This window comes from Sulfolobus sp. E5-1-F, assembly GCF_009601705.1.
In the GTDB taxonomy this organism is placed as follows: domain Archaea; phylum Thermoproteota; class Thermoprotei_A; order Sulfolobales; family Sulfolobaceae; genus Saccharolobus.
In genome coordinates this window covers 199,382-213,151 of record NZ_CP045687.1, presented here as the reverse complement: position 1 = coordinate 213,151, position 13,770 = coordinate 199,382, and the positions used below count along the sequence as shown (strand labels likewise).

Annotated in this window: 17 protein-coding genes; 10 read left to right on the top strand and 7 right to left on the bottom strand. The window is 33.1% G+C overall.

The window, feature by feature from the left end; translation table 11 throughout:
* The first annotated feature begins 10 nt into the window (after positions 1-10).
* Genes GFS03_RS01130 through GFS03_RS01120 form a run of 3 tightly spaced genes read left to right on the top strand, consistent with a single transcriptional unit; the run spans position 11 to position 1,977 of the window.
* Complete coding sequence (locus GFS03_RS01130) at positions 11-439, top strand: CBS domain-containing protein (protein ID WP_153422115.1); 429 nt, start codon at positions 11-13, stop codon at positions 437-439.
* On the top strand, positions 439-1,572 hold the full coding sequence (gltA, locus tag GFS03_RS01125) for a citrate synthase (protein WP_153422114.1): 1,134 nt from the start codon (positions 439-441) through the stop codon (positions 1,570-1,572). Before GFS03_RS01130 ends, gltA begins: the two co-directional genes overlap by 1 nt.
* Before the next feature lie 33 nt (positions 1,573-1,605).
* Positions 1,606-1,977, top strand: a complete 372-nt coding sequence (locus GFS03_RS01120; protein WP_153422113.1) for a hypothetical protein — start codon at positions 1,606-1,608, stop codon at positions 1,975-1,977.
* On the opposite strand, the gene GFS03_RS01115 is transcribed toward GFS03_RS01120, so the two are convergent.
* Positions 1,956-2,471, bottom strand: coding sequence for a DUF429 domain-containing protein (locus GFS03_RS01115; RefSeq protein WP_153422112.1), 516 nt, complete (start codon positions 2,469-2,471; stop codon positions 1,956-1,958). The two genes, GFS03_RS01120 and GFS03_RS01115, sit on opposite strands and share 22 nt — an antisense overlap.
* Before the next feature lie 26 nt (positions 2,472-2,497).
* Here GFS03_RS01115 and tpiA point away from each other — a divergent pair, with 26 nt between their 5' ends.
* Entirely contained in the window at positions 2,498-3,181 is a 684-nt protein-coding gene (gene tpiA / locus GFS03_RS01110; protein ID WP_153422111.1) for a triose-phosphate isomerase, read from the top strand.
* On the opposite strand, the gene GFS03_RS01105 is transcribed toward tpiA, so the two are convergent.
* Entirely contained in the window at positions 3,150-3,485 is a 336-nt protein-coding gene (locus GFS03_RS01105; protein ID WP_238699148.1) for a hypothetical protein, read from the bottom strand. The two genes, tpiA and GFS03_RS01105, sit on opposite strands and share 32 nt — an antisense overlap.
* Positions 3,466-3,792, bottom strand: coding sequence for a hypothetical protein (locus GFS03_RS01100; protein WP_153422109.1), 327 nt, complete (start codon positions 3,790-3,792; stop codon positions 3,466-3,468). The genes GFS03_RS01105 and GFS03_RS01100 overlap by 20 nt, the downstream gene beginning before the upstream one ends.
* Positions 3,793-4,249: 457 nt before the next feature.
* On the opposite strand from GFS03_RS01100, the gene GFS03_RS01095 reads away from it, so the two are divergent.
* Positions 4,250-4,756 (top strand): EVE domain-containing protein, encoded by a 507-nt coding sequence (locus GFS03_RS01095; RefSeq protein ID WP_153422108.1) that lies wholly within the window; start codon positions 4,250-4,252, stop codon positions 4,754-4,756.
* On the opposite strand, the gene GFS03_RS01090 is transcribed toward GFS03_RS01095, so the two are convergent.
* The 3 genes from GFS03_RS01090 to tenA form a co-directional block, all read right to left on the bottom strand.
* Complete coding sequence (locus tag GFS03_RS01090; RefSeq protein ID WP_153422107.1) at positions 4,746-5,102, bottom strand: hypothetical protein; 357 nt, start codon at positions 5,100-5,102, stop codon at positions 4,746-4,748. The genes GFS03_RS01095 and GFS03_RS01090 overlap by 11 nt on opposite strands.
* Before the next feature lie 80 nt (positions 5,103-5,182).
* Positions 5,183-6,337, bottom strand: a complete 1,155-nt coding sequence (locus GFS03_RS01085) for a pyridoxal-phosphate-dependent aminotransferase family protein (protein ID WP_153422106.1) — start codon at positions 6,335-6,337, stop codon at positions 5,183-5,185.
* Positions 6,338-6,350: 13 nt separating this feature from the next.
* Positions 6,351-7,025 (bottom strand): thiaminase II, encoded by a 675-nt coding sequence (gene tenA / locus GFS03_RS01080; protein WP_153422105.1) that lies wholly within the window; start codon positions 7,023-7,025, stop codon positions 6,351-6,353.
* A 112-nt stretch (positions 7,026-7,137) separates the two neighbouring features.
* Between tenA and GFS03_RS01075 the strand changes: the two genes are divergently transcribed.
* The 3 genes from GFS03_RS01075 to GFS03_RS01065 are packed head-to-tail and all read left to right on the top strand — an operon-like array spanning position 7,138 to position 9,980.
* Positions 7,138-7,848, top strand: coding sequence for a protein-L-isoaspartate O-methyltransferase family protein (locus GFS03_RS01075; protein WP_153422104.1), 711 nt, complete (start codon positions 7,138-7,140; stop codon positions 7,846-7,848).
* A gap of 45 nt (positions 7,849-7,893) precedes the next feature.
* A complete protein-coding gene (locus GFS03_RS01070) occupies positions 7,894-8,622 on the top strand; it encodes an ABC transporter ATP-binding protein (protein WP_153422103.1) in 729 nt (242 codons plus the stop codon).
* Positions 8,619-9,980, top strand: a complete 1,362-nt coding sequence (locus GFS03_RS01065; RefSeq protein ID WP_153422102.1) for a permease — start codon at positions 8,619-8,621, stop codon at positions 9,978-9,980. The genes GFS03_RS01070 and GFS03_RS01065 overlap by 4 nt, the downstream gene beginning before the upstream one ends.
* A gap of 1 nt (position 9,981) precedes the next feature.
* Here GFS03_RS01065 and GFS03_RS01060 read toward each other — a convergent pair whose 3' ends face one another.
* Positions 9,982-12,942 (bottom strand): hypothetical protein, encoded by a 2,961-nt coding sequence (locus tag GFS03_RS01060; protein ID WP_153422101.1) that lies wholly within the window; start codon positions 12,940-12,942, stop codon positions 9,982-9,984.
* 71 nt (positions 12,943-13,013) lie between these two features.
* Between GFS03_RS01060 and GFS03_RS13730 the strand changes: the two genes are divergently transcribed.
* Together GFS03_RS13730 and hsp14 are read left to right on the top strand one after the other, a co-directional pair.
* Positions 13,014-13,208: a hypothetical protein gene (locus GFS03_RS13730; RefSeq protein WP_153422100.1), complete on the top strand. Its 195-nt coding sequence runs from the start codon at positions 13,014-13,016 to the stop codon at positions 13,206-13,208.
* 185 nt (positions 13,209-13,393) lie between these two features.
* The gene (gene hsp14, locus GFS03_RS01050; protein ID WP_153422099.1) at positions 13,394-13,768 is read left to right on the top strand and encodes an archaeal heat shock protein Hsp14; all 375 of its coding nucleotides are present in this window, start codon (positions 13,394-13,396) and stop codon (positions 13,766-13,768) included.
* Positions 13,769-13,770 lie beyond the last annotated feature (2 nt).

Here is a 13,770-nt window from a genome sequence, read left to right as displayed (position 1 = left end):
AATTTAAATTATGGCAGTAACTTCTAGAAGCTTAATCAAGAGATCCCCTGTAGTGGTAAAGGTAGGTGTTAAGGCTATTGAGGCTTGTAAGATTATGTATCAAAATAATATAGGATCCGTGGTAATTGTTGATGAAAAAGGTTATCCAGTCGGAATATTTACAGAAAGAGACGTTCTGCGTGCTGTGTCATGTGGTAAGGATTTGAATGATAAAGTAGAGAATCTGGGAACTTTCGGAAAATTAATAACAGTTAAGCCTAATTCTCCAATAGGAGAAATAGCAGAGAAAATGGTTAAAAACAATATAAGACATATAGTTGTTGTGGATGATGAAGGGAAGCTTGTCGGTGTAGTATCGATAAAGGATATAGTAAATGAGAAACACGTTCTAGATTTTTTAGTTAGGTCTGAGTTAAATTGGGAAGGAGGTACGGACTAATGAGCGTTGTAAGTAAAGGTTTAGAAAACGTTATTATAAAGGTTACGAATTTAACATTCATAGACGGAGAAAAGGGAATACTGAGGTATAGAGGGTATAATATTGAAGACTTAGTTAATTACGGCAGTTATGAAGAGACTATCTATTTAATGCTTTATGGAAAATTACCTACAAAGAAAGAGTTAAACGATTTAAAAGAGAAACTTAATGAGGAATATGAGGTACCTCAAGAAGTTCTAGACACAATATACTTAATGCCGAGAGATGCAGACGCTATAGGTCTTTTGGAAGTGGGAACAGCAGCATTAGCATCTATCGATAAGAATTTCAAATGGAAAGAGAACGATAAGGAAAAAGCAATTAGTATAATTGCTAAAATGGCTACTCTAGTAGCAAACGTATATAGAAGAAAAGAGGGTAATAAGCCAAGAATACCTGAACCCTCAGATAGTTTCGCAAAGAGCTTTTTACTAGCAAGTTTGGCTAGAGAACCCACTGGAGACGAAATAAACGCAATGGATAAGGCTCTAATACTCTATACCGATCACGAAGTACCAGCATCTACAACTGCAGCGCTTGTGGCTGCATCCACTTTATCAGATATGTATTCCTCACTTACTGCTGCCTTAGCGGCATTGAAAGGTCCATTACATGGTGGAGCTGCTGAAGAAGCTTTTAAGCAGTTCATAGAAATAGGTGATCCGAATAAAGTAGAAATGTGGTTTAATGATAAAATAATAAATCAAAAGAATAGACTAATGGGATTTGGTCATAGAGTTTACAAAACTTATGATCCTAGAGCAAAAATATTTAAGAAATTAGCCTCAACCTTAATTGAAAGGAATAGCGAAGCTAAGAAATATTTCGAGATAGCTCAAAAACTTGAGGAGCTAGGAATAAAGCAATTTTCGAGTAAAGGAATATACCCTAATACTGATTTCTATTCTGGAATAGTCTTCTTTGCTTTAGGATTTCCAGTATACATGTTTACTGCATTATTTGCTTTATCGAGAACTTTAGGCTGGCTAGCACATATAATAGAATATGTAGAGGAACAGCATAGGCTAATTAGGCCAAGAGCTTTATATGTTGGGCCAGAGTATCAAGAGTATGTTCCTATAGACAAGAGATAAATCTTATTATTATTTTTTTATAAAGTCATATTCATGCCTCTAATATTAGGTCCGATTAGTGCTATTATTGCTTTTATAATAGCTTGGATAGTCATTTCTATACCTACATGGCTAGCTGGAAAAGTAGTTACACCAAGAACTACTACGTTTGGTAGGGCTATGTTAGCAACATTAATTGGAGTAGTGGTTTACGCAATTTTTACAGCGCTATTTTCGCTTATTTCGCCATTAATTGGAGTAATAATAGGATTTATAGCATTTCTAGGAGTATACAAAGTGGTTTTTAACACTGGCTGGGTACAAGCTTTAGGTATAGCGATTTTAGCAATAATAATTGCATTTATAATACTATTTCTCCTAGGGCTAATAGGAATCACATTACCTCATTTAGGTCCTTTCAGATAAAACTCAAAATAATTTTTCCTTTTTAACTCATAAGGAAATTTCGTTGATAATAGGTAAATTATACCATCATCAGCTTTAATTTCCTCTGCATACCCTAGATCGTAAGCCATTGCAGCCATTGCACACAATGCAGCATCCACATAATCTTTAACCTCATGTAATTCTCTCCAATTCAAACCAATTAATTTCATGGAAGATGTTGGATGGGTCTCAATTACGTTATACAACTTTTCCTTCAATTGGATAGCTCTTTCTACAAGTGTTTTCATAAAGGATGGTGGCAATACCTTCAGTTTTCTTTTTATCATCTCCTTATCGACGTTTCTAAAACCTTTACAGTGGGAGAGAGGTGAATCTATTGCAGTGACTTTTGCTCTCTTGCAACTCTCTATAATTTCATCATTCGTTACTAGTTCAATGATTTTTATTTCGTTGTTTATGAGAACAGCTACTGCAGTCTTCCTTCTTACTGCTAGATCAATTCCACAATACATATTTATTTCCCTTTCATCTTCTTATTGTGAAACCCCCTATTATTATAATAAACTTTAAAGCATATGAAAACTCCTTTGGTAATAAGGCAATAGAGTTAGGTAAAAAGATAGAAAAAATAAGTAAACAGTATTCAGTGGAAATAATATTATCAGTACCAGCTACAATGATATATAGGATGACCCAAGAGGTGGAATTACCAATTTATGCTGAACATGTAGATTCGGTACCTTTAGGAGCATATACTGGGGCTATTTTGCCAGAAATGATAAAAGATGCCGGGGCGAGGGGAACTTTAATAAACCATAGTGAAAAGCGTTTAAGAGCAGATGAAATAGATGACATCTTAAAAAGGACTAGAAATTTGGGATTAGAAAGCGTACTTTGCGTTGATAGGTACGAACTGGTTTATCCTTTTAGCCTGTTAAAGCCAAACGCAATTTTAATAGAGCCTCCAGAATTAATAGGAACTGGTATTTCAGTTTCTAAGGCAAAACCTGAGGTAATAACTAGAGCTGTAGTAGAGATAAGAAAATCGGAGGGAATCTATTTAATAGCAGGTGCTGGTATTACGACTGGTGAAGATGTATACAAGGCGTTACAACTCGGAGCTCATGGGATAGGCGTGGCAAGTGCCGTTATGAAAGCTAAACAACCTGAGAAAGTTGTTGAGGATTTTATTACAAGTGCGTTGAAGGCAATCTCTTCTTAACTACTTTTAATAAATAGAGGTAAAGCTCTGGAAAATTACGTTTACAAATGTCTTTTATTTCATTATCCTCAAATCCAATTAATGAGAGATATGTGAAAAGATATATCGATGCAGAAAGTAAAGTACATTCCTCTATTTCTACGCATAACCCTTCTAATCTTATTACGTTAATTAATAGGGTCTTATCAATTAATTTCATTAATCTACTTGCATCAAAATCTGAATAATATTTAATATTTAATCCTAATTCCCTATTATACTTCTCTTTTACAAATTGCCTGATCTTATTTGAATAATATCTCATAGAGTTTATATATGGGTGATTCTCTTCCGTATTCATTTTTAATTATTTCCTCCATTCTTTTTATTCCAACCAAAGAGTATAAGGATGATAAAAGAAGAAATGCTGATACTATTTCACTTTCCCCCGAAACTTCATTTGCTATTTCATCATACTTCAACAAATTAACGAATATTTTGTTATTCCTATAAATTGCAAGTTCATTTATATTTTCTAATACTATTTCTGTAACATTTTTTCCAACGCCATATTTATTAAGGAGCCCATTTAGAGTATCTTTAACACAAGACGTATCTTTACAGCCTATCATTCATTCTAACCAACATGTAATATCTCTCTATGTTTATAGCTTTTTCTTTCTCACTATGTTAGTGCCCTCTTTGTGACATAATGATTGCTATAGTGCTTAAAATGATACCTAAGATTGATAAGGAGATTGCAACATAAGAGACAAGTTGAACCTTGTTCACTAAGTATAAATAGGCTACTTTACTTAAAAGTGCTCTCCTTTGATATTATTATGTAATTATAGGAATTGTTGTGTAAGAGGTTTAGGGGTTTCATATAGGTTTCATAGGATTTCATGATATTTTATGTAAATTCTCAACCATCTCACTTTATCTAAGTCACAAGCAAACTTTCTCCATCCCATTGGGGGGTATAAACCCAGTAGCTATCCGTATATCATGAATAATGGGAAACCATATAAAATTTTATCATGAATTAATATAAACTTTAAGGTCCGTACAAAACTGATAACTACGGCAATGCTTTTTGTAAAGAGGTTTAGTAAATCTTATAATCTTAAAATACTATTGCATTCTGTGACCTACTGGTTAGTACCAATACAAGAGGACATGTGGGATGTAATTAGAGATAAAGGAGTTTATGGTTACAAAGAGAATCTAGAGGAGTACATAAAAGAAGGTGACTACATTATTATATATGTCAGTAAATATTATGCGAAAAGATATGGAGGAAAGATTGTAGGTATAGTAAAAGTCCTTTCAAACTGGTATGAGGATCAGACACCAATATATCCTGAGGAGACAGTAAGGAATAAGGGAATATACGTTTATAGAGTTAAAGTAGAGCCTGTTGTAGTTGGAGAGTGCGATATGAAAAAAATTTTAGATAAGATTAGATTTATTGAAGATAAAGGGCAAATAGCTAAATACCTTAGGAACGCTCCTGCAAACCTTAAGAGGCCTATCCCAGAAAGCGATGCTAAAATAGTGGAAGAGTGTCTTAAAGAGTCATTACTCAATATCTGACAACCTTATTTACTTCTTCCAATAACGTTCTGATAGACTCGTAAAGTCTAGTTACTAAAGAGTTAACTAATATTTTATAGATGAAGAATATCACATATCTTATATCTATAATTAAGAGTAATCTTTTGGCTAATTTTTGCTGATATTGAATCATTCTTCTTAACCTTTTATCTAATATATTATTCTTTATATCTCTCACGAAGTTCAATAATTCCTTTAATCCTTCTTTTAATGATTTTAAATTTCTAGAATTAAGCTTCATTATAATATTTTGATAAGTCCTTTTGATAATCTCGTACTCTAATATATCGTTAAATGTAACATTGTTACTACTAACATCAGTCATATTTATAATATTATTATGGTATTATCTTAAAAACTGAGAGTGATGATATTTTCGGGGATTTAGATTTAGATGATATACTTTCAGCGGGCTGATGATAAGACTTCTTCAACTACCTTCACTCCTTCACCAAACCTTATTGGCTCACCTAATTTCCTTAAGGTTCTCTCAATAACACTTATTGCTACTATTGCATCATTAGGGGTTACCCAGCCCATATGACCTATTCTGAAATATTTAAATGCCGGATGAACTCCAGGGGCAAACTCTACCCCGTCATTAACGGTCTCTGCCAGGACCTTTTGTGGTTCAGTAGTCTTTAGAATCACACCCGTTACAGTATTGCTATAAGACTCTGGTCTTCTGGCAACAATCTCTAATCCTAAGGCTTCTAAACCAGCCCTAATTGCGCTAGCTACTGTTAAGTGCCTTTTTATTCTATTTTCTATACCTTCATTCTCTATCAGTCTAAAAGCTTCAGCTAGTTGTAAAATTACATGAACTGGTGGGGTAGCGAAATACGCAGCCTTACCCTCTTCAGCTGCTCTCATAACTGGTAGCCAATTCTTTAGATTCAGATAGTAGCCAGCAATTGACTCTTGTGAATCCAATATCGATATGGCCTTAGGAGAAAGTAATAATAAACCTAAACCAGCTGAGGAACCCAATGCCTTTTGACTAGCTGTTAAGTAAACATCGACATTCCATTCTTCAGCCTTAACTTCCTCAGCTCCAACACTTGAGACCCCATCCACTGCTACTAATTCTACATATTTTCTAACCTTATTTATTACATCCTTTACGGGTTCTCTAACTCCAGTGCTGGTCTCTACGTGAGTTAGTGTTATTAACTTATAATTGTCTTTTTTTACCTCTTCCTCTACTTCCTCTGGTTTAACGTAATCGCCAGGTGAAGATCTTAGTACCTTTACATAAACTGGATATCTCTTAAATATTTGTTCCCATCTATCCCCAAATACACCATTTGAAACTACTAGTATTTTGTCATTAGGTTTGAGTAATGATGTGACACTTTCCATAGCAGATGTTCCACCTCCTGGGATTATTACTGGCTGGTAATTCTTGCTTGCCCCCATTACGTATCTTATTCCTTTTAACGAGTATGAGAGTGCTTCTATAAATTCCTTAGACGTAAAACCAACGTTGTTCTCAAGCCCCGCTATTAAAACATCTTCCTTGATAGTAGTAGGACCTACATGGAGTAGTAGTTTATCCATAAAAGCAAATTAGCTATACTCCTTTATTTCTTTCTGTAAAAAAGGGAAACCTCTCTAATCTATACGCAGAGTCCCAAAACATATATTCGTATATAGATGCGGTTCTAAAATGAATTTTCATCTTATTAAATTCCTCTTCACTAACTTTTAGATTGTTTACAATACCTAATACTGCTCTAACACCTTTTTCATACTCCTCTCCACCATAAGTTTCTATCCATTTTTGATAATATTTATCCTTAGATCCTTTTTTTAACAATTCTTTTCCGACCTCCATATATATCCAATAACAAGGTAGTACTGCAGATATTGCTTCATGGAAAGGTCTAGAATAGGCTACGGCAAGCAAGTAAGATGTATAAGCTAGATTAGTTGGACTCATTTCATAATCTTTCACATCTAGATTAAATTCGGTTATGTAAAATTTATGTAGTGCTTGTTCTACCTTTATGGCATCTTGTATGTGTGTTGCAAACAATAAAGCTTGTTCCTCATCTTCAGCCTTCGCTGATAATAAAGCTAATGCCTTAGAGAACTCCCTCAAATACATATAATCTTGGATGATGTAATATTGGAACTTATCTCTATTTAGGGTTCCTTCAACTAGTTCGAGAATAAATGGATGTTTAAGGATTGAAGAGTAAATATCTTGGATTGAATTCCATAACTTTGCACTATTTTCCATCATAAAGGAACTAACAATACCTGTTATTTAAATTTTCAGAAGTAAGAGGCATCTTCATGTGTGTCAAGAGCCTATCATCATATTTATTAAAAATATCTTCAAATAGTTAATAAGTATGAGTGCAAAAGAAGACATATTAAGGTCTATAAAAAATTCAAAGTTGGTTAATGCATTTATCAAGGTTAACAGAGAAGACTTTTTGCCTCAATTATTGAAAAAATATGCATATGATCCTAATTATATAGATAAACCCTTTTATGTAACGCCTAATATTACAACAACAGCGCTAAGTTTAGGCATATACATGCTTGATATTCTTAATTTACAAGAAAATCAGAAGGTTTTAGAGATAGGTACTGGTATAGGTTATTACACAGCATTAATAGCTGAAGTAGTTGGTGAGAGTAATGTTATATCTATTGAAATAGATGATACGATATTTGAGTATGCTAAAAATGTTCTTCTGCCCAGATATCCTCTCATTAAATTAGTTAAGATGGATGGTAGTTTAGGATATGAGAAAGAGGCTCCTTATGATCGGATCATAGTATGGGCAGCTGCGCCAACTATACCTTGTAAGCTATACGATCAACTGAAGGAAAATGGGATTATGGTAGTACCAATAGGTAATGAAAAAGTTCAAGGTCTATATAGGATTACTAAAATTGGCTACGAGCCTAAGATAGAAAGAGTCGGAGATGTAATATTTATGAAAATGAGAGGATTATTTGGATTTTATGAAGATGATGATCCAAACGAGAGGAGATTAAAGAAAATAGAAGAAAAGATAAATAGGTTGCTGTCCAGATTTACGAACCAAAGTTAGCTTAAAGATTAAGGTTAATAATGGTGTGATACATTTATTTATATAATGCTCTTAAGTGTTAGAAACCTTACAGTGAAGTATGGTTCATTTATCGCAGTTAATTCATTAAGCTTTTCAGTAAACTCAGAAGTCTATTGTCTTTTAGGTCCAAATGGTGCGGGAAAAACCAGCACGTTGAAGGCTATAATGGATATGGTTCCTTTTGAGGGTGAAATAGAAATCTTAGGAATAAGCAATAAAGACAAAATTGTGAAAAATTACGTTGGTTACGTTCCTGAACAGCCAGCTCTTTATGAATATATGACACCAGCTGAGATAATAAGTTTCGTCTCAAGTTTAAGAGGGATTAAAGATCTGAACAGAATAAACGCGTTAATTAGAGCGTTCTCCTTAGATATGTTCATGAATACACCTATAGCTTCCTTATCTATGGGGAATAAACAAAAAGTTTCTATATTATTGTCTTTGCTTCACGAACCTAAATTACTAATACTTGACGAACCTTTCAACGCGTTAGATGTTCTATCAGTTAAAGTCCTTAAAGAACTAATTCAGAACCATATTAAGAATGGAGGTGGAGTGTTGTTCTCCACGCATATAATGGAGGTTGCAGAAAAAATCTGCAATAGAATAGGTATAATGAATAGGGGAATAATGGTAATGGAGACTTCTTCAGATAACATTAGGGAAGCTGGGAGATCCCTTGAAGACGTTTTCCTCTCCGTAACTGGATTAGACGAGGAGATAAAGGATATATTAAAGGGATTGGAATGAGTAGCGTAAAGATTCATGATATGATTTACAAGCAAATAATATATTTGATGTATACAAGCAGATCTTTTGGTTTATCACCTAAGCCGGATGCGATTAGCAAGATTAGAAGGAATGCGGTTACGATCAAGATAAGTAATATTATTGCATATACCATAGCAACAATAGTTTCAGCATCTATCTCATTAATAAACAAAAACGCCCCTTTTTCCTTTATATTTCTAGACTTAATTATACTTGCCAATATTTTCACTACCGGATTGAATGTAATTTTCTTTGTAACAAATTATGATCTAAAAACCTTCTTACTGTCGCTTCCACTCACTGAGAGAGATATTAATATAGCTGTATTTAGAGGTATATTTGAATTTTTCTACTATGGTTTTTTAGCTTCGATAGTAATTGCGCCTATCTCCACTTATATGATAACACAGTCTATTTTACAAGCCCTTATGGTAGAACTTGAGATAATATTTTTCTTTTCACTTTCCTTTGCTTTGATAATACTATTGGGGAAGAGAATAAGATTAGGAGTAACTTCTGCTCTATTTAGGGTGGGAACATCGCTAATCTGGATAATATTTATACTATTACCTTACGGTTTTACCTTTAGATATGTAAGTCTCCCTTCATACGTCCTGCCAATCTTCCCTTTCGGCTTTTTAAATGTTGAGGGTCTTTTACTCTCCCTAGTTTACACTTGTCTTTCCATAATATTTGCCTATAATCAAGCCTTGAAATTCTTGTCGTTCAAGGTTTCAACTCATTATCCAACAAAATATAACATAAAATTACAGTCTCCGTTAATAACATATCTTTATAAAGATATGAAAGGACTCCTTAGAGTTCCTCAAGCTAGTTTTTTACTAACTGTACCCGTATTTGCACTTATTTTCTCATTTTTTGCCCCAGTTTACGCAATCTTTTACGTAATCTTCATGATAACAACGTCCTCAATAATGCTAATATTGCTTGAAGCATCGGGATTACAACTATTACTATCCTTACCCTCAAGATTAAGGAGTTCTTATATTTCGAAATTATTAATTATTTTGATAATCTATTTAGTAGACGTTATAATCTTTTCATTTTTTGGCCATGCTCCTTTGAGCTTAATTATGTTGCCGTCGTCAATAGCTAGTGTGGAACTTAGTCTTTTCATATCATATAATAACGTTATCAAAGGAAAGGGAATAAGAATTGCAGATCCATTGTCGCTACTAATAAGGGAAATAGAAATAAACTCAATTGTAGGAATTGCTGCCTTATTGCTATTCTTTACTAACGTATATTACTCTCTAATTTTCTCACTTATCTCACTACTTATAATAAATATAGTAATATATAAAAAAATTAAATGACCTAGAACTTTGGTCTGGATCTCCTTACAGTTAATATTAATATTCCTAAAACGATAACTGCAATTACTATAGCAATAATTCCTACAAAAGTCCCATTTAAAGTCTTTACTAAAGTCTCAGTAATCGGCTCATTTACAGTTATCGTTACACCATTACTAACGTTATAAGTTCCTATCCACTTGCCTTGTTCATATATTGGTATAAACTGGGTTAACGTTATCACACTTCCACTCGGAAGCCATTCTGAATTCCCATTTATAGTTACTAGATATTCCTTTACCGGCTTAACATTAATATTAGTTGGTTGGGTTACGTTTATTAAGTATGAAGTAGTGTTATAAAATATCCTTACATTATTGCTAATATTAACGTATCTAGGTATTGATATAGATTGTCCAGCTGGTACCCATATTTCGCTGGTATTTATAGTCTTATTTGCAACCGTAATTAATACGGGTGTATTTATAATAACTAAGTACTCCCTTAGCGTAGTTACCTTTACAGTTACGCTAGTATTTACTGTTAAGTTAAATGGTACTATAGATAATATTATATATCTGGTATTATTGGAAACGTAGTATGTCATGTTTATGAATGAAATAAGTGTTCCGCTATTATACCACCCCGGAGTGAAATTTGTCAAGGTTGAATTGATTAAGGCCTTAATTGGTATAATTGAAATTAAACTTATATAATATTGTATTATATAGTCTAATTTTAGAGAGATTGGTCCATCAACTATTATGACATTATTGGAAGTTGGCTTTCCATTTAGACTAATACTCATTAACTTTTGTCTTTCAGTCTGGTTAATATACCAAATTGGATACAATTTAATTTCAGTACCGTTATTATACCATCCGTCACTTAAAGTAGTATTTTTACCATTAAATAATATATATACTGGGTAGCTACTACTAACATTTAAGAAATACTGAGGTAGTGTAATTATAGTTATATTAATTGGTTGGAGTAATGTAAAGTTTGAATAGGGTAAAATTTTTTCTATAAGAAGTCGTGCAGTACTATTTATATAGTATGTGATATTCTCTATCTGTATTCTAGTTCCAGTATTGAACCAAGAGTATTTTTGTAATGTCTCGTTAGTACCGTTGACTAAAGCGTAAACTGGAATCTTAGAATAAACAGACAAGGGGTATTGCTTTACAGTTATTATTGATATTGTAATTGGATTTTCAACTGTAATGTTTCTAGAAGGTAAGATACTAGCTATTACGTATCTATATTCATTATTTGGTCCATAATATGTTATGTTTTCTACATTAATAAATGTCCCTTTATTATACCAATTGCTGGTTAACGTACTGTTGGTTCCATTTATGAGCGCATAAATGGGTATTTGTGACTTTACAGTAATAAAATATTGCACTAACTCATTTACAGTTATTGTATAAGACATATTTACGAGGATTTTGTTTGCAGGTAGAATTTTAGTAATTAACGCTCTAGTTTCATTACTCTGATAGAATGTTATATTATAAATCTGTATAATAGTATTCTGATTATACCATCCTGAGAAAATTGTAGCATTAGTACCATTTATTGATCCAAAAAGTGGAGTTAATGAGTCAACATGCACGTAATACTGTAAAATATAAGTTATACTGAGATTTATGGGGCTATTTAATATAAACTGAGTCGTTGGATAAGAAAATACCATTATTCTTGAACTGTTAGGATAATATGTAAATGGGCTGATTAGAACTTTTATGGATGCATTATACCATCCACTGCTTAGAGTTGTATAAATTCCATTAATACTCGCATTTACAGGGATGTTTATATTAATAAAATACTGAAGTTGATAATACACTGTTAGATTACCACTTCTAGTTGCCAGAATTGGCGTAGAATTTAGGCTAATAATTCTACTTAACCCTTCTAAAACAATAGATGGCATACTTATATTGGTGTTAGTATCAACGAAAATCAAGGAAGGTAATCTTGTGATCTCTTTAGAGCCGTCGTAAAAGTATGTAATGTTTATAGGTATATTAAAACTGCCTCCAATTACTTTATAATTTAAGAATATTGGATACAGATTGCCAGTTATAAAGTAATATCCATTTGACGCAGTATATGCTTCTATATAGGATAAATTATAGAAGGTATAGTTGTTTAAGACTGAATACGCTATCTCATTAGAAGCTATACTTTGTGGAGGGGAGGTTAAATAGATTTCGTTAACACCTAAAGTGAAGCTAGTTGCTAAATGTTGCAATCTATATACTACTCCAAGTTCACCTCCAAAATATGCTCTAAGGTGGTACCATTCTGTCATTAATCCAGTTATGTAGCCATGTAAAAAGTTAAGATCTGTAACAATATTTGATGCACCATTAGCGTTAACAGTGGCAATAGCTTTAGAACCGGTGGTATTATCGTATGCAGAAAGTACTATATTACCATTTGATATTTCAATTTCCAACATTATTTCATCTCCACTATTTACATTTCCGTTGAAGTTAAGCAAAACTGGGCCAAGTACTGGATCTCCACTGCTATTCCAAACCATGTAGATCATGTGAAATCCTGGGTCAAATGAGCCATTTGTATAAGGCCAATTATAGGCTACACCAACTTGATACCACCAGTCATTATTAGTTATTGCATTCAGTAAATACGCTGGTCCGTAACCAGAATCACTAGTCTGAGCAATTACTTTTACATAAGCTACTAAATTTGTACTAACTGGATATGAGTTTAGCGTCATAAATATTTGTTCGTCGTAAAAAGTTATGCCCGGGTCATTAGGATTTAATGAAGACAATGGCAAGGGTTTAGCATCACTATGATACGTTGAGGTTAATGGGATAAGAGATATAATTAAAAGAATTGCTGTGATAATTACTTTCCATTCCATATTTTTTGTCTTTATACAAAAACTTTTAAGCGTTTTTCCTACTGAACTTTCTTCAGTAGTACTATATATTAGAATCATAATATTAGTTAACTATTTTCATTATCATAAGACATATATATTCCGCCTGAGAATAGAGAATAGGATAGAAAATGATTCCACCAGCAACATTTGTTAAGATTTCCTTCTTGATTATAGCTTTAGTCATGGCCATATTTGGAGCTACGTATGTTGGCTTAGCTTATTTTAATCTCTTTCCCCGGATTAGAAATGATTTATTTATTATTGGTTCTACATTGGTTACCATAGCAGCGGCTTTTGTAGTACTCACATTGGTTTTAATCTGATGCTGAGAAGGGCTCGGCTTGATCTGTGATGAACCCGAGCCATGCTAACTGAGAGCGAATGTACTAACATGTACGTAATATTTATATCACAATTTTACTATGCTATATTTATGAGAAGAATTCTGAGATGGTATCTAATCTATAGATTGCTCAAGGCTCTATGGAGAATGAGAAGGTGATAAATTATGATGAATGTGATAATTAGAGAAATTGGTAAAAGATTAGATGAACTATCTAGGGAATTCTACGAATCAATTATTCCACCAATAGATATGTATGAAGAAGGAGGAGAGCTAGTAGTTGTTGCGGACTTAGCGGGTTTTAATAAGGATAAAATAAATGTAAGAATATCTGCACAAAACGAGTTGATAATTAACGCTGAAAGGGAAATACAATATATAGGTACCAAATACACTACTCAGAGGCCTCTCAAGATACATAAGGTAATTCATTTACCGGTAAAGGTTAAGAGGGACTCTTCAGTTACAGCTAAGTACGAAAATGGCGTGTTGACTATAAGGATACCCGTAGAGGGTTCAGTATCAATCAAAATAGAGTAATT